This window comes from Shewanella khirikhana (assembly GCF_003957745.1).
GTDB classification, from domain to species: domain Bacteria; phylum Pseudomonadota; class Gammaproteobacteria; order Enterobacterales; family Shewanellaceae; genus Shewanella; species Shewanella khirikhana.
This window is the reverse complement of record NZ_CP020373.1, coordinates 1,230,744-1,253,411: the sequence shown is the minus strand read 5'-3', so window position 1 is coordinate 1,253,411 and position 22,668 is coordinate 1,230,744. Positions and strand designations below refer to the sequence as shown.

General features: G+C 55.3%; 23 protein-coding genes and 1 riboswitch. Of the genes, 6 read left to right on the top strand and 17 right to left on the bottom strand.

All coding sequences use genetic code 11. The annotated features are described in order from the left end of the window. The first annotated feature begins 242 nt into the window (after positions 1 to 242). From STH12_RS05470 to STH12_RS05460, 3 genes are read left to right on the top strand one after another with little or no spacing between them, the layout of a single operon-like run. On the top strand, positions 243 to 1,418 hold the full coding sequence (locus STH12_RS05470; protein WP_126166622.1) for an amidohydrolase family protein: 1,176 nt from the start codon (positions 243 to 245) through the stop codon (positions 1,416 to 1,418). 9 nt (positions 1,419 to 1,427) lie between these two features. Then, a complete protein-coding gene (locus STH12_RS05465; protein WP_126166621.1) occupies positions 1,428 to 2,735 on the top strand; it encodes an OprD family outer membrane porin in 1,308 nt (435 codons plus the stop codon). A gap of 26 nt (positions 2,736 to 2,761) precedes the next feature. After that, entirely contained in the window at positions 2,762 to 4,279 is a 1,518-nt protein-coding gene (locus STH12_RS05460; RefSeq protein WP_126166620.1) for a hypothetical protein, read from the top strand. Between the two features lie 107 nt (positions 4,280 to 4,386). Here STH12_RS05460 and STH12_RS05455 read toward each other — a convergent pair whose 3' ends face one another. Together STH12_RS05455 and STH12_RS05450 are read right to left on the bottom strand one after the other, a co-directional pair. Next, positions 4,387 to 5,010 (bottom strand): 2OG-Fe(II) oxygenase, encoded by a 624-nt coding sequence (locus tag STH12_RS05455; RefSeq protein ID WP_126166619.1) that lies wholly within the window; start codon positions 5,008 to 5,010, stop codon positions 4,387 to 4,389. Between the two features lie 182 nt (positions 5,011 to 5,192). Beyond that, the gene (locus STH12_RS05450; RefSeq protein WP_164551148.1) at positions 5,193 to 5,702 is read right to left on the bottom strand and encodes a GNAT family N-acetyltransferase; all 510 of its coding nucleotides are present in this window, start codon (positions 5,700 to 5,702) and stop codon (positions 5,193 to 5,195) included. A 109-nt stretch (positions 5,703 to 5,811) separates the two neighbouring features. Between STH12_RS05450 and STH12_RS05445 the strand changes: the two genes are divergently transcribed. Then, a complete protein-coding gene (locus tag STH12_RS05445; RefSeq protein ID WP_126166617.1) occupies positions 5,812 to 6,423 on the top strand; it encodes a chemotaxis protein in 612 nt (203 codons plus the stop codon). 15 nt (positions 6,424 to 6,438) lie between these two features. Further along, positions 6,439 to 7,170 (top strand): oxygen-binding di-iron domain-containing protein, encoded by a 732-nt coding sequence (locus STH12_RS05440; RefSeq protein WP_126166616.1) that lies wholly within the window; start codon positions 6,439 to 6,441, stop codon positions 7,168 to 7,170. A gap of 248 nt (positions 7,171 to 7,418) precedes the next feature. Here the strand turns inward: STH12_RS05440 and STH12_RS05435 are convergent, their stop codons facing one another. From STH12_RS05435 to hinT, 10 genes are all read right to left on the bottom strand, one after another. Further along, a complete protein-coding gene (locus STH12_RS05435; RefSeq protein WP_126169429.1) occupies positions 7,419 to 7,967 on the bottom strand; it encodes an NAD(P)H nitroreductase in 549 nt (182 codons plus the stop codon). 121 nt (positions 7,968 to 8,088) lie between these two features. Next, on the bottom strand, positions 8,089 to 8,685 hold the full coding sequence (locus STH12_RS05430; protein ID WP_126166615.1) for an HvfX family Cu-binding RiPP maturation protein: 597 nt from the start codon (positions 8,683 to 8,685) through the stop codon (positions 8,089 to 8,091). 167 nt (positions 8,686 to 8,852) lie between these two features. Then, entirely contained in the window at positions 8,853 to 9,728 is an 876-nt protein-coding gene (locus tag STH12_RS05425; protein ID WP_126166614.1) for a DUF6279 family lipoprotein, read from the bottom strand. Between the two features lie 62 nt (positions 9,729 to 9,790). Beyond that, positions 9,791 to 10,789, bottom strand: coding sequence for a phosphotransferase (locus STH12_RS05420; RefSeq protein ID WP_126166613.1), 999 nt, complete (start codon positions 10,787 to 10,789; stop codon positions 9,791 to 9,793). Next, entirely contained in the window at positions 10,789 to 11,436 is a 648-nt protein-coding gene (pnuC, locus tag STH12_RS05415; RefSeq protein ID WP_126166612.1) for a nicotinamide riboside transporter PnuC, read from the bottom strand. Before pnuC ends, STH12_RS05420 begins: the two co-directional genes overlap by 1 nt. A 3-nt stretch (positions 11,437 to 11,439) precedes the next feature. Further along, positions 11,440 to 11,700, bottom strand: coding sequence for a hypothetical protein (locus tag STH12_RS05410; protein ID WP_126166611.1), 261 nt, complete (start codon positions 11,698 to 11,700; stop codon positions 11,440 to 11,442). 57 nt (positions 11,701 to 11,757) lie between these two features. Beyond that, positions 11,758 to 13,947 (bottom strand): TonB-dependent receptor, encoded by a 2,190-nt coding sequence (locus STH12_RS05405; protein ID WP_126166610.1) that lies wholly within the window; start codon positions 13,945 to 13,947, stop codon positions 11,758 to 11,760. A gap of 57 nt (positions 13,948 to 14,004) precedes the next feature. Continuing rightward, positions 14,005 to 14,110: riboswitch (TPP riboswitch) on the bottom strand. Between the two features lie 164 nt (positions 14,111 to 14,274). Next, positions 14,275 to 14,673 (bottom strand): YcfL family putative periplasmic lipoprotein, encoded by a 399-nt coding sequence (locus STH12_RS05400; protein WP_126166609.1) that lies wholly within the window; start codon positions 14,671 to 14,673, stop codon positions 14,275 to 14,277. Between the two features lie 80 nt (positions 14,674 to 14,753). Beyond that, positions 14,754 to 15,743 carry a PaaI family thioesterase gene (locus STH12_RS21775; protein ID WP_126166608.1) on the bottom strand — a complete coding sequence of 330 codons (990 nt, stop codon included), beginning with the start codon at positions 15,741 to 15,743 and terminating at the stop codon, positions 14,754 to 14,756. A 3-nt stretch (positions 15,744 to 15,746) separates the two neighbouring features. Then, positions 15,747 to 16,100: a purine nucleoside phosphoramidase gene (gene hinT / locus STH12_RS05390; RefSeq protein WP_126166607.1), complete on the bottom strand. Its 354-nt coding sequence runs from the start codon at positions 16,098 to 16,100 to the stop codon at positions 15,747 to 15,749. Positions 16,101 to 16,497: 397 nt separating this feature from the next. Here hinT and STH12_RS05385 point away from each other — a divergent pair, with 397 nt between their 5' ends. After that, a complete protein-coding gene (locus STH12_RS05385) occupies positions 16,498 to 18,264 on the top strand; it encodes a M61 family metallopeptidase (RefSeq protein ID WP_126166606.1) in 1,767 nt (588 codons plus the stop codon). A 125-nt stretch (positions 18,265 to 18,389) separates the two neighbouring features. On the opposite strand, the gene STH12_RS05380 is transcribed toward STH12_RS05385, so the two are convergent. From STH12_RS05380 to STH12_RS05360, 5 genes are all read right to left on the bottom strand, one after another. Next, positions 18,390 to 19,241: a CsgG/HfaB family protein gene (locus tag STH12_RS05380; RefSeq protein ID WP_218567776.1), complete on the bottom strand. Its 852-nt coding sequence runs from the start codon at positions 19,239 to 19,241 to the stop codon at positions 18,390 to 18,392. After that, positions 19,241 to 19,627 carry a curli assembly protein CsgF gene (locus STH12_RS05375; protein WP_126166605.1) on the bottom strand — a complete coding sequence of 129 codons (387 nt, stop codon included), beginning with the start codon at positions 19,625 to 19,627 and terminating at the stop codon, positions 19,241 to 19,243. The genes STH12_RS05380 and STH12_RS05375 overlap by 1 nt, the downstream gene beginning before the upstream one ends. A 14-nt stretch (positions 19,628 to 19,641) precedes the next feature. Next, a complete protein-coding gene (locus STH12_RS05370) occupies positions 19,642 to 20,106 on the bottom strand; it encodes a curli production assembly/transport protein CsgE (RefSeq protein WP_237158754.1) in 465 nt (154 codons plus the stop codon). Continuing rightward, positions 20,103 to 20,735: a LuxR C-terminal-related transcriptional regulator gene (locus tag STH12_RS05365; RefSeq protein ID WP_126166604.1), complete on the bottom strand. Its 633-nt coding sequence runs from the start codon at positions 20,733 to 20,735 to the stop codon at positions 20,103 to 20,105. The genes STH12_RS05370 and STH12_RS05365 overlap by 4 nt, the downstream gene beginning before the upstream one ends. A gap of 178 nt (positions 20,736 to 20,913) precedes the next feature. Continuing rightward, the gene (locus tag STH12_RS05360; RefSeq protein ID WP_126166603.1) at positions 20,914 to 22,647 is read right to left on the bottom strand and encodes a curlin; all 1,734 of its coding nucleotides are present in this window, start codon (positions 22,645 to 22,647) and stop codon (positions 20,914 to 20,916) included. Positions 22,648 to 22,668 lie beyond the last annotated feature (21 nt).

Below are 22,668 nucleotides of genomic sequence, written 5' to 3'. Positions count from 1 at the left end.
TGTTGCAGCCCTGACATCCCGAGACCCGGGATAACAGCGTGACCACACGCCCATAACGTACCGTAAGTGATTGATAACAATCATTATCAATCTTTCGACGGAGTTTAACTGTCAGGCTTTTACCCTATGCTGCACCTATACCCCTAAAGGATCAGCACACCTCTGCCCCCATGCCGCGTCGCCGGTTGCAGTTCAGCTGGCTTCCTCCCGGAGCGGAGTAAGTTCCATAACAAGGAGTTACCATGAAAACCCATCGTCTTTCCCGTATGTCTTCTGCCCTGCGTCCACTGCTGGCCACCTTGCCTGCACTGGCGCTGTTGTCGGCGTGCAGTTCTACTCCCAAGGCCGAAGAAGAAGCCCAGGCGCAGGCGAGTGCCGACACCAAAGTGGCTCAGCGTTCGCTGGCGTCTTTCTCCAAACCTGCCAGTGAGCAGGCCTGTTACGACAGAGCGAAAGAACCCTACACTGCACTGGTAGATGCACACTTCCACCCACGCCCCTTCGGCGGCGCGGCCATGCCTGCACCTGAGCTGTTTGCCATGTTCGACTCCCTCGGTGTGCGCTTTGTGAACTACTTCGGTATAGGCCAGGTACTGGATCTCAAGTCCGGCTGTACCTACTACCTCGACTGTAAAGGCACTCCTGCCAGCCCCAGCGTGAAGAATGACTTCGTCAACGGCATGGATGTGGTGGCTTACCCACACGAAAACCTGCACATCACCCTGTCGATGACCTTTATGGATCTGGCGCATCCTGACGATATCGTTAAAACCATCGAGATGTACGACAAGGAATACCCAGGTATGTTCAGCTGGGCCGGTGAGCTCAACGTGATGAAGCAGGCGCTGCTTGGCAACAAGCACGAACCTGCCACCTTCGAAAGCATCGATGCCTGGGCGCCCTTTATGGCCATCCTCAAAGAGCGCAATATTCCGGTGACCCTGCACTCGGATCTGGGTAACAACGCCAACCCCACTGAATTCCTGCCTTTGATGGAATACGTGCTGGCCAAGTACCCCGATAACAAGATTGTCTGGGCTCACATGGGTCTGTCGAAAGAGCTGACCAAGATCCCGCCCAACATGCACGTATCCATCATGCAGGATCTGCTGGATAAGTACCCTAACCTGATGCTGGATATCTCCTGGGATGTGCTCTACAACGCCTATCACCAGTGGGGTCCTATCTTTATCGACTTCTTTAACGCCTACCCAACCCGTATCCTGCCTGGCTCCGACTTCGTCGCCGCCGACAGCAAGGCGCGGGATCAGTACGCCAAGGAACTGGAAGTCACCAGCCGCGCCCTCAAATATATGGACGATAACGCCTTCCGCCACATTGCGCTGGGTGAAAACTTCTTCCGTCTGATGAACCTGGATTATCACGCCCCTGAGGTGTGCAAGGCTCCAGGCAAGTAAGGAGATACCATGGCCACTCGCAATCCTCTGCTCGTGGCCTGGCTGCTTTCATCGGCCGTGGCAGTTCCTGCCACGGCCTTTGCACAGCAACAGGCCGGTGACGAGCGCGATCACGAACCCAACCAGCAAAGTGACGTGAACCCCATTGACACCCCGGATACCCACAAGGGTGACTTTCTGGGTGACAGCAGTCTGGTGCTCAAACCCAGAACCTACTATTTGGACCGCGACCGCGATACCAAGGCCGACAGTGTCGGCTGGGCCCTCGGTGGCGCGCTGGAATACAAGTCTGGCTGGTTCAACGACTGGCTCAGGGTCAATGGCACAGTCTACACCTCACAAAAGCTGTACGGCCCGGACGATAAAGACGGCACAGGCTTGTTCAAGCCCGGCCCCGAAAGCTTTACCGTGCTTGGCGAAGCCAATGTCACCATACGTTTTGCCGAAAATCATGGTATGCGCATCGGTCGTCAGCGCTTCGAGCTGCCCTACCTTGGCAGCCACGATATCCGCATGGTGCCCAACACCTTTGAAGGGGTTGCCATCGGCAACACCTCGCCCACAGGTTTTGGTTACATGGCCGGTTACGTGGACAAGATAAAGGGCAAGAGCGACGATGAGTTTATCTCTATGTCGGAAGCTGCCGGCGCCGCCGGAACAGATGAAGGCCTGGGCTTTGCCGGTGCCCGCTACATCAGCGATGCCGGTACCACAGTGGGCGCCATCTACCAGCGCACCTTCGATACCTTCGATACTGTGTTCGCCAAAGTGGAACACCCCTTTGAAATCGTCAAAGGCAGCAGTATCCGCGCCAACCTGCAATACACAGGGCAGCAAAGCAGCGGTGATGAGCTTATTGGCGCCTTTGATACCCAGATGTGGGCGGCCAAGGTTGAGCTGAAACACGGCCCCTTTGCCTGGCGTTTTGGTGCCAGTACCACCGACGATGATCACGGCATCATCAAGCCATTCGGTAACCCCGCCAACTACCTGTCCATCATAGTGGACGACTTTGACCGCGCCGGTGAAGACGCCTATATGCTGGGCTTTTCCATGGATTTCGGTCGGGTTGGCCCGGGGGACATGAGCGTGTTTACCAATATCGTCCATGGCGACACCCCTGAAAGCGGCCCTGCCGCCAGCGCCGATGAAACCGAATACGATCTCACCCTCGACTGGCGTTTGAAAGAAGGTTGGAGCGAGCGGGTTTGGGTGCGTATGCGTGCCGCCTATGTGGATCAGGACGATAATTTTGCCGGTGCAGATGACTTCCTCGATTTCCGGGTGATAGTCAACTACGACTTTAATCTGCTGTAACCGAGACAATAAACAGGGAAAGAATGATGAAACCATCACTGATCAGCCTGTTGGTTGGCGCAGCCCTGCTGAGCCCCAATCTGGCGCTTGCTGAAATCACCGATGCCCGGGCAGCGGAAATTGCCAAGGAGCTGGCGGCACTCAAGGCCATGAAAGCCGAGCTGGATGCCAAAAGCCGCGAGTTTGAAAAGCGCATTGAAAGCCTGGAATCGGAAGTTACCGACGCCTCGCCGGAAGCCGCCGCATTGGCTGCCGCCAATGCGGCTACCAGCGCAAATCAAGCTGCGGTTGAGCGCAGCGCCGCCCCGCAAAAGCGGCCGCCACCAAAACCCGGCAGCGATGCCCCCAAAGCCGGATTCTATGAGCCGGGCAAGGGTTTTGTGGTTGCCCGCGACAGCATGGGCGAGCTGGATATCAGCGCCTTCACCTACGCCCGTTATCTGAACCAACAGGGTTTTGATGACACCTATACCGACAGCTTTGGTCGCACCAGCAATCTGGATCTGCGTAACGATCTGCAGTTCCAGAAAATCACCCTGAATTTCAAGGGCTGGTTGTTCGACCCACGCTTTAAGTACCTGATGTATGCCTGGACATCCAACACCAGCCAGGGCGATCCTGCGCAGGTGGTCTTGGGTGGTAACCTCGGCTTCCAGTTCGATGAAGCCTTTAACCTGTACGCGGGGATTGGCGCTCTGCCGTCGACCCGTTCGACCAACTACACCTTCCCCAACTGGCTCAAAAACGACCACAGAACCATCGCCGATGAATTCTTCCGTGGCTCCTATACCTCAGGCCTGTGGGCCAGCGGCAAGCTGGCTCCGGGGCTGGAGTACCGAGCCATGCTGGGTAACAACTTGAGTCAGCTCGGGGTGAATGCCGCTCAGCTCGATGGCGAGCTAAATACCGTCTCCGGCGCCCTGTGGTGGATGCCAACCACAGGTGAGTACGGCCCCGGTCAAGGTCTCGGCGACTACGAGTTCCACGATGAATTTGCCACCCTGTTCGGGGTGCATTTCACCCACAGCCGTGAAGATGCTCAGGGCCAGCCCGGCACAGAAGGCTTTGAAAACAGCCAGCTGCGCCTGTCTGACGGTACCCTTATCTTCCGCACCGACCCCTTCGGTACCGGCGGCGATATCCGTAAAGCCACCTACCAGATGGCAGCCATCAACGGCGGCTTCAAGTACAAGGGCTGGTCGCTGGAAGCCGAGGTGTATCAGCGCTGGTTGGATGATTTCGTGACCACAGGCCCGATCCCGGTGGATTCGGTGGATGACTCAGGCTTCCAAATTCAGGGCAGCGCCATGGTTATCCCAGGTAGACTGCAGGCCTATGCCGGTTACTCGCAAATCTTTGGTGACTATGGCGATCCCTACGATGTCAGCCTGGGCGTGAACTACTTCCCGCTGGACAGACGCGAACTGCGCCTGAACATGCAGGCACTGTATTTGAACGACTCACCCGTGGGTTACTCCAGTGTGCCATTCCAGGTGGGTGCCAACGGCTGGGCCTTCTCGACCGATCTGATTTTGGCCTTCTAAGCGCCAAAAATGAAAAAAGGGATGCAGTTGCATCCCTTTTTTATTGTGACTGATTTACGAGTTGATAGATTTATGCGCGCATAAAGGTATTTGCAAGACCGCGGCCGTTAAAAGCCGTGTTGACTGCCCGCCACCCGGAACCAACCGGCAATGCTTGCCCGCTCCACCGTGGTTGGCATTACTTCATGGGGAAAACGCTCCGACAGAAAAATCACCAAACGGCCCATGGTCGGCGCAATCTCTTCAAGCAGGGTATCGTCTTCATCGTAAAGTTTCAGGATCCCACCGTGCTCAGGCTGCCAGTCCGGGTTCATAAAAAATACCGTGGTCAGAATACGGTTCTGGCTGCCCTTCAGTGCATCCACATGCTTTTTATAAAATGCGCCCGGGCGATAGAGGGCATAATGGCTCTCATAGTCAAACAGCCCCATAAACAACCGGCGGTTCAGCCCGTCTTTGAGGGTGTCCATCAGGCTTAAAAAGCCATTGTCGATGTCGCAGCCGGGCTCCAGCCAGCGAATACTGTCGCGGCGGATATCAGCATTACGGTGCTGTTCATTGCCACGGCCGATACTGGCCGGTTTGAAGGTGTCGTCAGCCTCGCTGAACACCTTTTGTCTGAGCTTGAGCACCAATTCGGGCGCAAAGAGACTGTCAATGCAGATATAACCGCGATCGACAAGCGCGTCTGCTACTTCATCGAGCACAGACTCACTGAACTTACAAACCATGATTGCAAGATCCGCACAAAAGCTACGCTTTCGCTGTACTCAAGGGCCCGGGAAGGAGATGGGCTATTTTTCGAGGTAGGGCGTCAATACGGCAAAGACACACGTGGGTATCTTTGCCCCGGAAAACGCGCAAATTTTATGGCAGAACCGGTCGCTTGACAATCAAAATAAATAACCGAATTTCAATCAGTTAAAAGCTTGTAAAGCAGGAGTTCTTCCGCAGGTTCACCAAACTGAATTTTGTGTGAAAATTCAAGGCCAATTTTCTCCAGCAGTCGTCTGGAAGGCAGATTGGCTTCGGTCACTATGGCAACCACCTGATTGATGTCAAAGCGGCTGCGAAGTGTCATGCAGGCGTTAGCCGCCTCCAGCGCGTACCCCTGACCATAAAACGCGGGCAGCAGTCCATAACCTATATCCACGTCGGCCAGACTGTCGCGGCGGATAAGGCCGCAGGTGCCGATAAATCGGTCATCTGCAGTCAGGGACACCCGCCACAGGCCAAAGCCGTGGGTGCCATAGCTGTTGATAGGGCCATCCTGCAAATACTGCCTGGCCCCCGCTTCATCGCGAATACCGCGGTCACCAATGTTATTGATAAAGTCCTGGGTGTTGACCAGCGCCAGGATCTCCTGCCAATCCTCAGCAGTAAACTCACGCAGCGTCAGTCTCTCGGTTGTAAAAGGTTGCACCTTGCCTCCGGTTATCGAATTTTTGCTTCACAGGCAAAATTTTAAGCTATGACTATACTTTATACCGTTGCGCATGGATATTTGCCCGTTATCGGGAGGGGATTTGGCGATGAAGACAATTTCTCAGGGAAGCAGGCCTTATTACGTCACCGCCGCCATGGTGGCCGCCGAGCTCAATCACACCCTCGCCTGCTGTAAAGAAATCAATCTCACCGCCAGTAATGCCCAGGCCGCCTCAAGCCGGATTGGCAGTGCGGCACTCGGTTTCAAGGCGCTCACCCACTACATTGATGAGCTGGCGGGCTACACCAAAAGAGCCGCCAATGAAATCAACCAACTGGCCAAGGATGCCAGTAAGCTGGCAACCCACACCGCCCGCACCGCCACCGCCCTGCACTATTTTCACGCCGCCCGCGACAAAGCCGGTAACGCCGCCTACGCCTACAGCATGGAAGGCGCCATTTATGCCACCGAAGACAACTACGCCAGGCTTGAGAGCGACTTTAATCAGGTGCTCAGCAAAATGCAGGTGCAACTGATGGACTTAAAGCAAAACCTTCGCAGCGCCAATGCGCTCGCCAGCATTTGCCGGGTCGAGGCCTGCCGGGTTGACGGCCGTTTCCAGGCCATTTTTGTGGACGTTGCCAATAAGGTCGATACCGTTGCTGCGCAAATTCGCGAACGTGTCGATACCGCCATTCGCCTGTTTGATTCTCACTGACGTTAAGGATTAACCATGAAAACCCAACTGCTGGTAGAGACGCCAACACACAAGTGGCTGTATTTCGGTCGCGATCCCGAGAAAAACGAAAAAATCATCGACACCAACCAGTATCTGGTCCAAAGCGGCAATCAATCATTACTGATGGATCCGGGCGGCATTGAACTCTTTGCTCCCATGCTGGCGAGTCTGGTGCGCCATCTGCCGCTGGAGCAACTGACTTACCTTTTTGCCTCGCATCAGGACCCCGATATCATTTCGTCTCTGGGGCTGTGGGACCAAACCCTGCCCAAGGCCAAACTGTTTGCGCCCTGGCTGTGGGAAGGCTTTATTCGTCACTTCGGCATGAACAACATCAGTTACGAGCCCATCAAGGATAAAGGTGGCAAATTGCTGGTTGGCGAGGTGGAGCTGCAGTTTATTCCTGCCCATTACCTGCACGCCTCGGGCAACTTCCATGTGTACGACCCTGTAGCTAAGGTGCTGATGTCCGGGGATGTGGGCGCCGCGCTCGAACCTGCCGAGGCCGATATTTTTGTGGACGACTTTGCCAGCCACGTCAGTAAAATGGACTACTTCCACCGCCGCTGGATGCCGTCAAACCGCGCCAAGAGCAACTGGGTCAGCCGCATGCGTGAGCTGGATATTCAGTACATGTGCCCGCAGCACGGGCGGATTTTCAAAGGCCAGCAGGTAAAGCAGTTTCTGGATTGGTTCGACGCGCTGGAAGTGGGCATTGCCCTCTAACAAGGCAGCGCCTTCCGGGCACTGCCGTCATACTAACAGCCAGACTTTGCCGTAATAGTAATCCTCAAGCTCTGCCGCCGTGGAATAAGGCAAGAAAGCGCCTCGCAAACAAGCTCACCGCGAAAGACAAAAAAGGCCCAAACGGGCCTTTTTTGTTGCTATCTGAGCAGGCTGTCAGCGCTTAGCGGCAACGCTTATCAGGAGCTTGCCAGCTATCTTAACGCAGATTCTATTATCTGCTGATTCAGTTACAGATAACGCACGTATGGGCTTGGGTCCCGCGGCGCCTTGATAGGGGCATCCACCGCTGGCGTACCCAGATACAAAAAGCCGACGATTTGGTCATCGTCACCAAGCCCCAGCGCCTGATGCACCTTGCGATCGAACGCAAAATCACCGGTACGCCAAATGGCGCCGAGTCCCAGCGCAAAGGCGGCCTGCTGCATTGCCATGGCGGCGCAGCCTGCAGCAATTTGCTGCTCGAGCACTGGCACCTTGGGATGCGCCTGAGTCTTGGCCACCACGGTGATCACCATGGGCGCCCGCTTGGGCATGCCTTCGGCCTTGGTCAAAAACGCCTCATCGCCACCGTTGGCTTTGGCTGCCTCGACGAATATTTCCCCGAGCCGCGACAGTCCCTCAGCTTCGGCAATAATAAACTCCCAGGGATTGAGGGCACCGTGATCTGGCACCCGCACCGCCGCATCCAAAATAAGCTTCAGCTGAGCCGCATCCGGCGCCGGCGCCAACAGCCGTGGACAGGACTGACGGGTAGTCAATAAGGTTAAGGCATCCAATGATTTATCCTCTTTATCATGCATGGCGCCAGCATAGCATGAAAAACGCAAAAATCCCGCCGCCACCGGCGTACGGGATTTTCGGGATGTCCATTGCAGGGGCTTGGCAAGCCCTGTTATGTCAGTCTCTGGTCAGGCCAAAACGCTTGCCCACGTACCAGTCGATACTGGTGTAGCGGCCACCGCCCAGGGCAAACAGCGCCAGCAACATGGCAAAATAAGTGATGGCAAACTCGATACCATTATTGAGCACCACAAAGTTGCCGCTGCCGGTGAGATAGTCGTAATTCCCGTATTCCTGCAGTATCTCTTTGGCACGGGACAAACGCTCGGCGGACTGCATCACCTGCTCATTGGCAAGCCAGCTGGAGGGGTCGGCAATGGCAAGCCAGCCATTTTGCCAGTGCACGGTAAAAGCGGCCACCAACATGGTTACCATCAGAGGGATCGAGATAAGTCGGGTAAACAGCCCCAGAAGCAACAGGATGGCACCAAAAAACTCAGTGCCGGCGGCAAGGCCAGCCATTAGAGACGGAAACGGCAGTCCCAATCCCCAATCGGGATTACCAAACCAGGCAGCGGTATCTTCAAAATGTGCCAGCTTGTTGTAACCGGCCTGCATCAGAACCGGTGCCAGATAGAGCCTGAGTGCCAAAGGGGCAAGGGCGTCACCAATATGACGGCCCTGGGTGTTGAGCTTTTGAATAAGTTGCAGCATGGGGTCCTCGCAGCCTGGTGTGCGTTATTTGCGTCTGTCGCAACATAAGTTGCTTTGCCTTAAAGACCCGCAGTAGCAGAAGTTTATTTCAGCGGCGCCGAATGTTTATCAAATCAGCATGTTTATCAAATCAGCGTAGAGGGTTTGAGCTTCCCCACCCAATCAGGTCATTCCCCGCTGACGGCATCCAATTCCTGGGCCGCTTCCTGTGCTAATTCACGCAAGTCTTCTGTCAGGGCGTCATATTCGCGCCACAGCTTCTTACGTTGTTTATCGGACAGATCCCGGTAGATGTCCATCACCAGACGACCAAAGTTCTCCTGATTGACACGGATAGCGTCCTGATGCGCCTGTGAGCGCAGGGTATGTGGCGCCGTCATCAATTGGCGCAAGCGGCTGGCGAGCTGCTCGGTGTCGCTGCGCTGCCTGAGTGCCTGCTCGAACTGCCTGAGCCATTCATGGCGGTATTCAAGCCACATATCCAGGGTTGCCAGCCGGGTGGTGTTGGAGTCATGGATCATCGCCTTTTGCTTGTCGCTCAGCTTGCCAAGCCACTTTTCGGCCCGCTCTTCGAGGCGCTTATCGGAGTCTTTGACCAGCTCTGCCTGACTCTTACCGGCATACTCAGCCACAGTTTCGGCTTCGTCTTCTTTGAGTTTGGCGATAAGGTGCTCCACCTGCTTGTCAGACAGGCTTTGGATAATCGGCAAAATGCCGTCAAACACGTGGTCAAACAGTCTGAACCAATGGGATTGGGCGTAGTTCACATGGTCGGCCCAAAGCGTGGGTGTGAGGGTGTTGGACTGCATCTGGGCTTTAAGGTTATCGAGCTGCGCCACATAGCGAGGCAATTCATCCTTTTGATGCCAAAGGATAAACTCATCCAATACCTTGTCGAACGCCTGCTGCTGGCTTTTATCGAAGCTGACATAGTCGTCCAGCTCCCACTCGATGGCCCAATCGAGGAAGTAGTAGCTCATTTTGGTGGAGCATGCCGCCAGGGTAAACACCAGCATCAGGGTAAAAATGACTCGAGATTTCATTGGGGATCCTTCCACATCAGTCTGGCTCAAGGTTACCAAGGGTGGCCAGAGCTGCAAATCCCTCAACTTACCGCTAATTGTAAGTATCTGTAAAACCAAGAAAGATAATTATTGTCACCACTTTGCCCTGCCATTAATAGCGCCCAGATGGCGCCAAAATACCAATGCAGGGCCACCGCATCGACAATCAGTGGTGCATCGTCCTGATCGAGCTGCGGGTGAAAATAAAGGTACCCATGAACGAGCGCCAATTGGGCATCGGCAGTCAGCCGATGGGAGGCAAGCACTGCGGCAAGATCCCACAGCGGGTGGGATGCACAGGCATACTCAAAGTCGATGCAATACAGCTTGCCACCGTGGCAGAGCAGGTTATGGGGCGTAAGGTCGCGGTGGCTGTATTGCAAAGCAAACGGCTTATGCTCGATGCGCTGCAGCGCGCTCTGGATCGCCTGCGAGCAAGATGCCAGTTGCCGCTGCGCCCGGCGCCACTCCTGGCAGTGTTGCCAGCGGGGCAAGCCTTCATCCAGCGCCCGCTGGTAATCCTGCCACTGGGCAGCAAAGCCCTTGGGATTGGCGGGGGTTGGCAGCTGTTGTAAGCCTTTTAGAAGCGCGAGCAATAAGCCCGCGTCGCTGGTTTCATCAAGACCCGGACAAACACTGTTACCGGGCGCGCTGAGCGTTGCAAAATGCCTGAAACCTGAGGCGGGAATTTCAGCGTATTTCTGTGGCCAGTCACCGTGTTCGAGCCTGGCTGATAAATAGCAGCGGCCGTCATCGCTCATCCCCAGCAGCGGCGGCGCCAACCCTGCCCTCGCCGCCAATTGCCAGTTGTCTGCCTCAAAGGCTCGCTGACAAAATACACTGCTCTCATCGCGATTAATCCGCAGCACCCAGGCGTGGCCTCCGGCCTCAATCAAGGCGTTATCGTTGCTAAGCCCTTGGGTAAGCGCACGGAAGCGCGCCTGCGTCAGCGTCTCTTCACCCAGGGTGTGCGCCACAAATGCGCGTACCCCCGGGGTTTCCCAGGGGCAGCAGTTGGTAAAATCAGCGGATTGACTCATCAGGACTCAAGCGCCAATGCAGGCTCACGCTGCTCAGCCAGCGCGGCGCGCCAGACAAAGTAACCCGCCACAGCCAGGCCCACGTAGAGCACGAACAGCAAAGAGGTCATCATCAGCCCTTTGCTGAGATAGAGATAAATCGATACCACATCTATCACCACCCAGTAGAGCCAGTTCTCGAGCACCTTTTTGGCCACCAGATAAGTGGTCATCACCGCGAAACAGGTGGTGGCCGCATCCAGATACGGGAAAGATGCCTGGGTGTAATTGGCCATCAGATAACCGCAGCCAAGGGATGCCAATGTGGTCAGCGCAATAATAAGCAGATGCCTTGAGAGCGGCCAACTGCTGACCTTTAAGGTGTCGGCATCTTCTTTCTGCCACAGCCAATAGCCGTAAACGGCCATCGCCATGTAGTACACATTGAGCGCCGACTCCATCAATAGCGCCACTTCGTAAAACAGCACTGTGTAGATGGCTGTACTGGCAAAGGCCGCCGCCCAGCAAAGTCGGTTGCGTTTCATGGCCAGCAGCAGGTAGGCCAGCGCCAACACCACGGCCACGGCTTCCCATACTGACAATGCCTGCATTTCACCGAAGGCGCTGTGCAGGGCGCCGCCAATCCAGCCCCAAAAATCCGCTTGCATGCCTTACTCCGAGTGGGACAAGTCCAGGGCTCCGCCGATGAACTTGCACACAAACACGGCCTTGCCGAACTTCTCATGGGCCGCTTGCATCTCAGTGGCGAGCATGGTCATCACCTCCTGATAGTCGCCCTGTACCTGGGTTGCCATGGCGTTGGTACGACGGGTGATGCCGGGATAGCTGTCCAGGCGCCCGATAAACCAGCGAATAGGTTCAACGTAGTTCTCATGCAGGGGATACATGCTGATTTCAGCGGTGAGTTTCATGTGCTTGTCTCCCACGGCGCCCGTAGGCGCCGGATAAAAGATAAATTGCCGTCTGGTTTAGAGTCTGACATCCACAGTCAGGCCCACGCTGCGTGGGTCGCCATAGCGGATATACTGCTTATCGGCCCAGCCATTGTCTGGCTCGTTACCGAAGTAGAAGCCACGGACACCGTATTGCTCATCAAGCAGGTTACGGCCCCACAGATACACAGACCAGGTATCGCCTTCATAACCGGCGCGGGCATTGAGCACAGAATACGCCTCTGACACTGAGTCATTGGAGTCAGAATAGTAGAACTTGCTCTTGCCATTGGCATTGAGATTGGCGAAAAAGCCGCTGTCGGCACGCCAGGTGGCACCCACAGACCAGGTCCAGTTTGGCGCGTGGGCCAGTTCACGGCCGCTGAGATCAACCACAGTGCCGTATTTGTCCTGATAGCTGTAATCACCGTACTCGGCCTTGAGGTAGCCCAGGCTGCCATAAAAATGCAGATTGTCGGTGGCGTACCAGTTGGCATCGAGCTCGGCGCCATAATTGGTTGAGCTGCCGGCATTTTCAGTAAACAGGATAAAACGCTGTGGCCGCTCAGGGTCCTGCTGCGATGCAGAAACCTGCTGATCCTGCCTATCCATGAAGAAGACTGCCAGATTGGTGCCCAGGTTGCCATCGAGGAAGCTGGATTTGAGACCTATTTCGTAGTTGTACAGGACTTCGGTATCAAACTCTTTTTTGTCGGCAAACTCGGCCGGCAGCGACATATTAAAACCACCGGCCTTGTAACCACGGGCAATGCGGCCATAGAGGTTATGGCTGTCATTAAGCTGCTTGCCAAGGGCGATATGACCACCCCACATGGTTTCGGACGGGCTGAAGGCATCTCCGGCATCATCCACGTAATCGGCATCGCGGCGCTCAACCCGGGCTCCCACCGACAGATTCAGGCCATCGCCAAAGTCAGTATCGAGCTGACCAAACACCGCCAGGTTACGGGCATCGTACTCGGAGCGCAGGGTTTCATCAGCCCAGCCGTTGTAGAAAGAAGTGAGATCGTTGTCTTCATTCAACTGCATGCCGTAAAGGCCCAGCAGCCAGTCAGTGCTGCCGCCAAAAATGCGCCCTTCTTCTTTACTCGCCAGACGAAATTCCTGGGATACCGTAGTGCGATCGCCGCGCTTATCCCAGGTGTAGTCGTACACGCAGGGCTCGGTGCCAATCACGTTCCAGTTATCGTCATAGGCTTCGCACTCGCGGCTGGCCCAATATTCTGGGTTGGCCCAGTCACCGTCGTAGGCGTGTCTGTGGTCGGTGCCGGCAAAGCTGGTGAGCGAGGTCAGTTCGGCAGAACTGAAACCGTCGTAATTGAGCTTAAGGCCAATCCCAGTGGTGCGCTGGGCATCCACGCCGGGCTGATCGGTCAGGGTATTAAAGCCGTTGTTGTCCAGCGTCCAGGCATCGTAGCCGTTGTCAAAGTCGGCATGCAGCAGGGTAAAATCCACCTGGGTGTTATCGCTTGCGTACCAACGCACCTTGGTTCTCAGGCTCAGTTCATCACGCTCGTTGGTGTCGGAGCGGTCAAGGAACAGGTTGTCGCGGAAACCATCCTGATTGTGCTGTTGCAGCGACACACGATACAGAAGCTCACCCGAGTCCATCATAGGGCCCGAGCTGAAGCCGGAGAAAGTACGCAGATTGTCTGAACCTAGACTCAGCTGAGCGCCGTGCTCAAACTGCTCAGTGGGATCGTTGCTTTTCAGGTAAATCAAGCCCGCCAGCGCATTGGCGCCATAGCGGGTGCCCTGGGGACCTCGCAGCACTTCCACCTGCTGCATATCGTACATGGACGACACCATACCAAGGCCAGAAAGATCAATATCATCAATCAGGTAGCCCACAGAGGAGTTCGGAGCACCCTTGTATTCTTCCTGCTCACCCACACCGCGAATTTGGAAATAACGCGGGCGCGAGGTGCCGCCGGACCAGTTGAAGTTGGCCACGGCACCAAGAATGTCTTCAAAGTGCTGCGCGCCTTCATCTTCAAGCTTCTGCGCATCAATTACGGTGACACTGGAGGGAATTTTTTCAACCGCCAGACCACGGAAATCGGCGGTGACCAGCATCACTTCCATGGGCGCTTCAGCGGCAGGCTCATTGGCCATAGCCACTGGCGACATCACAGATGCCACAGCCAGGGCGACCGGCGCCAGACCAAACAAGGGGAAACGGGAACTGCGGGATGGTGTAAACATGGGGACCTCAACAAAAATGTTTGAGATCCGGCAAGCTCGGAGCGGCAAGAATATACGTTGCTATCTTAGGCCCATTCCTACGCCGGTATCAGCCGGATCAGGTTCTAAGGGTTTGTCGGTAGACATCTCAGTCCGCCTGCGGCGGACACCCCTTGGCGCGGCCAATTATACGCTTATCCATCACCAAGATGATACTTTTGTTGCAACGGCTTTGATGAAATTTACCGCAGTGGCGCCATTTTTGTGACCAGCGGCCAGGTGGGATGAATTCGGCCCATAAAAAAACACCGGCCAAGCCGGTGTTTTCAGTTATTCACGCGCCAAAGATCAGTTCGAAAACGCTTTACGCACATAGACTTCGAAGCGGCTGGCGCTTTGATTGGGCGCGACGCTGCTGACCTGTTGCTGTTGCATGCCATGCAGTTTAAGGGACTGCCAGCTTTGGCCTTCCCCTTCAACCAAAATCCCCTGGGCGTCATACCAGCTGAACTTGTATTGCAGCCTGAGATCGGTCGAAACCTTGCTGGCGATGAGCGCCGTCCCTTTGAGCATATCGCCGCTGCCAAGCAGACTGAGGTTACTGACCGAGACTTCGCGGCCAAAGGTGGCGTTATCGACCCGGGTTTCGCCGCTGGAGGCCACAGAAACTCCGGCGGTGTGCTTGGCACAGCCTGCAACGCCCATAGCCAGCACGGCTGCCAGCACCAATGTCATTCCTTTTTTCATCTTGCCTCCTGATTAACGAATTCCACCAGAGTGCCACGGCCTTGCTGAATCCAGGCTTATCGACCTTGCTATCAGCGTTATCAGTCGATAAGGAAGTGAGCACGCGCGGTGGCAATCAGCTGCTTGCGGTTGGTTTGCCAGCAGTTAATGTTCACATTAGCGACCCTGCGCCCCTGGCGGGTGATGATGCACTCGGCAAAGGTGTCCTTGTGCAGCCCGGCCCGCAGATAGTCGATGGAAAAGTCCACCACCTTGGGCACTCTGGATGTTTGCATGAATACCATCAGCTGCACAATCGCCGACATTTCCATAAAACCGGCAATCACGCCGCCATGGATAGCAGGCAGCACTGGGTTGCCTATGTTGGCATCCCGCGCCGGCAAACGGCACACCAATTCATCCCCGAATCGCTCCACCGCCATGCCGATAAAGCGGGCGTAGGGCACCTGCTCCAACAGATGACCAAAGTCATTGAGCTCAGTAACCCGGCGAACGATTTCTTTGACGTCCATGGGCGCTGAGCGGGTGGCTTCGTCCTGACAGTGAGAAAGCTCGGTCACTTCCGGCCCAAGCACTATGCCATCTTCAAGCAGGGCGCCGCGGAACTGCTCACCGACCATTTCCGGGCTGATGCGCATAAAGGAGCCCACCGCATGGGCGATGGGTTCATCTATGCTGTCCTGATAGGCAATGGCGCGGGTAAAGGCGATGTTGCTGGATAAGCGATAACACTCGGCGAAGGCGTACACAGGCTTGCCGGGTTCGGCCGGACGCATGTAGTCCACCCGCAAATCCAGGGTGGGCGAAATCTCCAGGGTGTTGAATTTCTCCTGGATAGCGCACACCACAGCGGTACCGCTGGCGGTATCAATCAAGGTGGTGATCACCCCGCCATGGATAACCCCGGTGTCGGGATAACCAATCAGCGCCGGGCTGTAGGGCAGCTCAAGCAGCACGTGGTGCTCACTGCCTTCGAGCACTTCAATCCCCAGACGGCGACACTGTGCCAGCTGACTGACAAAGCGCCTGGCCAGGGTCGTCAGCGGGAAAAAATCCGGATTCACTTTCATGGCTTATCGCTTGCTCAGCATAGGGCCCAGCGGCTCGCCGCCCACCAGATGCATATGGATGTGATACACCTCCTGGCCGCCGTCACTGTTGCAGTTCATGATAAGGCGGTAGCCACTTTGGGCAATGCCTGCCTCGGCCGCAAGCTTGGCTGCCACGGTAAACATGCGCCCCAGGGCCAGCTCATCGGATGCCTTTACATCGTTGGCTGTAGGAATAAGGTGATTGGGGATAATCAAAATATGGGTTGGCGCCTTGGGTGCGATATCCCGAAAAGCGGTAACCAGTTCATCCTGATACAGGATGTCGGCGGGGATTTCGCGGCGGATAATCTTGCTGAAAATGGTTTCTTCGGCCATGGTGAACTCCATATGCTGCCAGGCTTTGCCAATGGCTTGCCCAAATTTGCCCGAACAGACAGTTTGCCCAAAAAAAATGATCCGGCTTTCTGCCTGAAATTCAATGGGCTTATGATAGCAAGGCCAGCGGCATTTGGGTAAGCGTCTTTTAGGTGAGTGTCGGACTTATGCCTTCCATTTAGGAAAGGCATTCAAGAGCCACAGTCTCACCCATCCAAGGCTTTGCCAAGACCCACATTTTTTGGCAGCATGCCAGCATTCCGGGAGCGCTCCTTACTTAGAATCACCAGGACTTAGAATCACCAGGCGGCAGAGCACTCCCCTTGATTAAAACGCTTTTATTTAGAACAAAATTTAACCACGAAAGATCAACAGCCCCTAGACATCGGGAACCATTATGATCCGTTACAGCATTCTCCCAAGCGATCCCAAAGCCCATCTGTTTGACGTCAGCATCGACATTCCCTCCCCTGCGGCAAACCAGTGTTTATCGCTGCCGGCCTGGATCCCGGGCTCGTACATGATCCGGGATTTTGCCCGCAATCTGATTTCCATCCGAGCCAGCCAAAACGGCGCCCCCGTTGCCCTCAATCAGCTCGATAAACAGCGCTGGCAGCTGGCATGCGCCCAAGGTGCACCATTGACAGTGCAGTATCAGGTGTACGCTTTCGATATGTCGGTGCGAAGCGCCCATTTGGATATGAGCCACGGATTTTTCAATGGCTCCAGCGTGTTTCTGGCAGTTGAAGGTCAAACCGAGCAACCGTTACAGGTTTCCATGCAGGCACCTGATTTGCCAGAGCTTACGCACTGGCGCCTTGCCACTGGTCTTAAAAGACGCAGCGGCAATCCCTGGCAATTCGGTGACTTTGTTGCCGACGATTACGATGCCCTGATTGACCATCCGGTAGAGATGGGGGATTTCACCCTGGCGAGTTTTGAGGCCTGCGGCGTGCCGCACCACATAGTGCTGACCGGCCGTCACCGCTGCCATATGCCGAGACTTTGCGCCGATTTAAAGGCCATCTGCGAAACCCAAATCCAGCTCTTTGGCGGCAAAGCCCCGTTCAATGAATACCTGTTTATGACCATGGTGCTGGATAACGGCTTCGGTGGCCTTGAGCACAGAAACTCCACCGCGCTGGTGTGCTCGCGCAAGGACTTACCGCTCACAATGGATGAAGCGGTCAGCAAGGATTACCGCACTTATTTATCCCTTTGCAGCCATGAGTATTTTCATAACTGGAACGTTAAGCGCATCAAGCCCGAGGTGTTCCTGCCTTACGCCCTTGAGAGTGAGAGCTACACCCGCCAGTTGTGGGCCTACGAAGGCATTACTTCGTACTATGACGACCTGCTCACCCTGCGCGCAGGACGGGTAAACGCTGAGGCATACCTGGATATGCTGAGCGAAACCATGACCCGGGTCTATCGCGGCAAAGGACGCTTTAAGCAAAGCCTGCGGGATTCAAGCTTCAATGCCTGGACCAAGTTCTACAAGCAGGACGAGAATGCCCAGAATGCCATCGTGAGCTATTACACCAAGGGCGCACTCTTTGCCCTGTACCTTGACCTCACCCTGCGCAAGGAAACCGGCGGCGAAAAGAACATAGACTCTTTGATGCAGCTCCTGTGGCAACGCTTTGGCCTTCCGGGAAAGGGCACCACAGAGACCAGCCACTTTGAGCTGGTAAGTGAACTGCTGGAACGGGATGCCAGCGACATTTTTGCCTTTCTGGACAACACCGACGATCTGCCCCTCGAGCCGCTGCTGGCTCACTTTGGGGTGCGGATGGAACTGCGGCCAGCCTCAGGCCAAAGCGATAGCGGCGGCGGCCGTCCCGACACTTTGAAAGTCGCCCTTGGCGCCAAATTCAAACCCGAAACCATTGGAGTTCGCATTCAAACGGTTGCAGAAGGTGGCAGTGCCTATCAGGCCGGGCTGTCGGTGGGCGATTTGCTGATTGCAGTCGACCATCTGCAGGCTGGCGCCGGACTTGAAAAACAGCTCGAAAGTTATGGTGTTGGCACTGAACTGGCGATTCACTTCCTGCGCCGGGACGAGCTGCATACCGCCACTTTGCAGCTTCAGGCGGCGCCGCTGGACACTGTCTCTTTGCACCTTGAGGATAAAGCCGCAGCCGCACCTTGGCTGGGAGCATAACAGCACCCTGCCGCAGCGAGACTTGTTGCAGCAGAAAGACGCCAACGGATCTTCTGTTGCAGCTGAGGCAAATGAAGCACATAAAAAAGGCACCCTCAGGGTGCCTTTTTCAATGATATCAATCGTCAGCTTTGATTGCCTTGCTGATAGATGACCGCCTCGGGATGAGCTTCCTGCCAGTACTTTTGCAGCACCGGGTTATTTACATCATCCCGCGGGTTGGCAAGTGCCCAGGAGCCTTTCCAAATGCCATCGGCGATAAGGTGTACCACAGCGCTTTCAATGGCCGCCGCAACACACAGGCTCACCGGCTCGTTGGCGGTAAAGCCGGCTTCGGCTTCCAGCAGCTTTTGGGCATCGATAAATTTAAATACCCCGGCTGACATTTCCTTGGACAACACCGACTTAGTGGTGGTGACACTGGACAGCAAGCGACCGGTACGAATATCCACCGCCCGCAGGTTTACCGTGACACTGTCAACCCGGTATTGCCCCGACGCACCTATGCCCAGATAGCGGGCACCGGCGCCACCGGTACGAATGTTGGTGTCGTAGGCCACAATGCCACCTTCCATCAGGATCTGCGCGCTGGACAGCTGCGGCAATCTACTGCCATCACCGCCAAGGGAGGCGCGGACAATTTTGCGCTCGGTCAGCAAATTCTGCAGCCCTTCACGCTCGACCGGAATGAACCACTTGGAGTCATTCAGCGCCTTGGCCAGAAACGCAGTGCCACTCTGGGGGACGGCGGTGGAGAAGTTACTGGATGGAATAGGCTTGTACTGCCCGGTCTGATCGCGAAAATCATACACAGCAGCAAACATGGGACCCGCCGGCTCAGGCAGCCCCAAAAGGTCGTAGTAGGAGGCGCCCCTGGGCATCAGGCTGCTGGCCTGGGCCGTGGGAGCCGTGTCCAGCGACGCTGCACAGCCACCCAATAGCAGCGCTGCGCTGCAAAGCATAGCTACACGTAGCATCAGCTGCCTCCTCCGAGGCCGCCAACCTCAATCACAGTGGTTTCACCGGTAGCCTTGTCGGTAATATGTACCAACAGCACGCCGTCTTCGTTTACCACCTGAATATTGAAGTCGTTGGTGCTCAGATAGCCTTCACCGCCATTGGCCGCGTCATTGAACAGCTGGCTCATCAGCCTGGCTTCCAAGGAACCGGCCAGTCGGTCCAATGCCGACGGCGGAGTGTAGCCTGAGCTCGCTTTGTGCTCGTTTTGTGCCGACGCATTGGCCAGCAGATACGAACCGTTAAGATAATTTCCGCCAAAGGCGGGGTTGACCGGGGTGTACACCAATTGTGTCGCCCCTGCGCTGGTGCATAAAAACAGCGCTGCCGTCAGCCATAGTTTCATTATGCATTCCCTGTCTAAAACTCATCGGCGGCCATATCCGGATCCGCCATTGCCTGCCAAACGGCCTGTTGCTTTTGTTGCCGAAGCATTTCGTCTACCCGTTTTGCGGCCGCCATGGCCTGGGCATCGATTTGCCGACTGGCGGGAGAAACCACGGTCACATATACCGCTTTGCGGTTGTGCAGCACACTGATTTTGCTGCCACTGCGTGCCGTGGCTTGTTCCACCACTGTCAGTCCGGCATGTTCTCCCGTTCCACCAATATCCCGCCAGGCGCCAACAAACTCACGGTAGAATCTGTGGCCCATGCGGGTCATGGCCCGATTCAGAATAAGGCCATCAATCAAGTCGGCCTCGTTCCGAGGTTTGGCATCGCTGGTTGCCTGCCCTTCGGCAGCCTGGGAAGGCAGAATAATGCCTTCATCAGATGCCAGGGCGACATTGCCAAACAGCAACGCCCCCAGCAGCCAAATTTTCACACATGAACCTCATGCAGGTGCGTCTGAGCCCAGGCAATCGCCTGACCACGACTGGACACACCTATCTTGCGAAATGCGCGATACAGGTGGGTCTTAATGGTGCTTTCACTGACAAACAACCGATTGGCAATGTCCAGGTTGGTGCTGCCTGACAGCAGCGCCTGCAACACTTCGCGCTCACGAATGGTCAGCTTGTCGCTGTCTTCTTCGTAATCGTCGCCATTGGCGTTGCGAAGCAGTTGCGCTGGCAGTTGACTGCGGCCTTTGAGGATTTCTCCCAGACCTTCACCAACTTCAGCCAAACTGGCGTCAAAGAAAAACACCCCTGCGGTTACAGAGGGGTTAATGAGAAAACGGGCATCGGTTTGACGGGGGAAGTGGATAAATACCACCTTGATAGACGAATATTCCCTTTCGATGTGTTTTTGCAGCTGATACGCCTTCTGCAAATCCACAGACGCCAGATCCACGACTACCAGTGAAATCTGGCTGAGATGCAATTTATTGCTCATCTCCTCAGGTTCAGCCTTGGTCAATTTGACCAGGAATTCCTGTGGCCAACGGCAATCCAGCAAATCACCCAATAAATGTGAACGAGATACAACCATCCAATGAATAATCTTGAACATAACGCTCAACCTCCGTGTTAAATTTGGGTTAACTCGCCCTGCTCCGCACTAATCTCCAAGCAGAACAAGCACAAGTTACACCAAATAAACGACAGTATCCACCCCTTCCAAAGCTATTTACCGTCAATTGTTCTGTCACAGCAAAAGGGTGCCGAAGCACCCTTTGTTCAGAGAATCATCAGTTGGACACTAGTGTGCCCTGATTCACAATCGCTGTGTTGTTGGAACCCATGCTGGTGACATAAGCCTGGTTGCTGCTGTCAAACTGGGTAACAGTTACAGTGTTGTAAGAACCGCCACGAACATACACGTCAGCAATGTGGTTGTCGCCAACCTGTATTACGTCCAGGTCGTTTTCCAGACCGAGCCAGGATTCAACGGCTGCGCTGTTGAACTCACCGCTCTGCACGATATCAACTGACGAATTTTCGTGCGCTGAATCGGCATAGGCCAGGTTGTCTTCACCAGCTTGCTGGATGTTCACTGTGTTACCGGCGCCGTAGGTACCGGCACCAATGTCGGAACCATAGTAGTTCTCAGCCATTGGGCTGTTGGCAACACGGTTACGGTTACCGTCCTGAGTGATGCTGATGCTGCTGCCACCACCTAACTGGGAGGCTGCACCGGCATAGTTATCAGAACCGGTTTGATTGATAGAGATAGTGTTGTCGTGGCTGTTGGCGGTCTGACGTACCACGGCTTCGTTGCCGGAACCTACCTGAGCCACTGTAGCAGAATCGTTGTCACCCAGCTGAGACACATTGGCCTTGTTTGAACCAGTACCGGCACCGGCGCTTTGAGTCACGTTGGCGAAGTTGCCGTCACCTTGTTGATCTACTTCCGCCATGTTGCCCATGTCGAATTGGTTTACTGAGGCGTTGTTGCCGACACCGTCCTGGGTCACGGTGGCAGAGTTGCCGCTGCTGCGCTGGGTCACAGACGCCAGGTTAGCTGTGCCATTCTGGTCAACAGAGGCAGTATTGGCGCCGTCGAACTGTGAAACAATCGCGTTGTTTGAAGTGCCGTTTTGGCTCACGCCGGCAGTGGCACCAACGCCATCCTGGGTAACCAGAGCTACGTTGCTGTCGCCAATCTGGCCAACAGTAGCGCCATTGCCTTCGGCGTTCTGGGTAACAGTTGCTTGGTTGCTGTTACCGTCCTGGTCAACAGCAGCGGTGTTGTGCATGGCGTTTTGGTTGATGGTACCCTGGTTGCCAACACCATTTTGAGTGAGGCTTGCAGAGGTATCGTCACTGCCGGCACTGTGCGCATAATTACCGGTAGCCTGGTTGATACGACCAATGTTGCCTTCGCCAGTCTGAGTCAGCACAGCAGTGGCAGCGTCTGAGGCATTCTGGGAAACCAAAGCATTATTACCGGCACCCACGTTCTGGGTGATGGTCGCGTCGGCATTATCAGACCAGTAGTTGTTAATTTCAGCGGTGTCGCCACTGCCGTTTTGGTCGATGGTTGACTGAGCACCATCGGCGTTGTTCTGAGTGATCGTTGCAGTGTTGTCATCACCGTTCTGGGTAACCAGAGCTGCGGCAGACTGCTGGTTATTCAGCTTTTGAGTGATGGTGGCGGTGTTATTGTTACCTTCGGTCACGATAGTGGCGGTGGCGGTAGCAGTGGCATCGCTCTGGTTAATGAAACCAGTGTTGCCATTACCCACCTGAGTGGTGGTGGCGGTGGTGCTTGAGGTACGGGCCTGAGTGGTTACAGCGTTGTTGCTGTCACCAGTCTGGCTGATCCCGGCATTGTTCTGGTTGCTTTGCTCAACCTGGGTTACCAGTGCGTTGTTGGCGCTACCGGTCTGGTTTACATTGGCAACGTTTTCAGAGCTGGTTGCCATTGCTGAGCCAGCAACCAGAGTTGCGGCAACAAGCAGAGCGATTTTGGACTTTTTCATCGGTTCATTCCTTTCCATGGT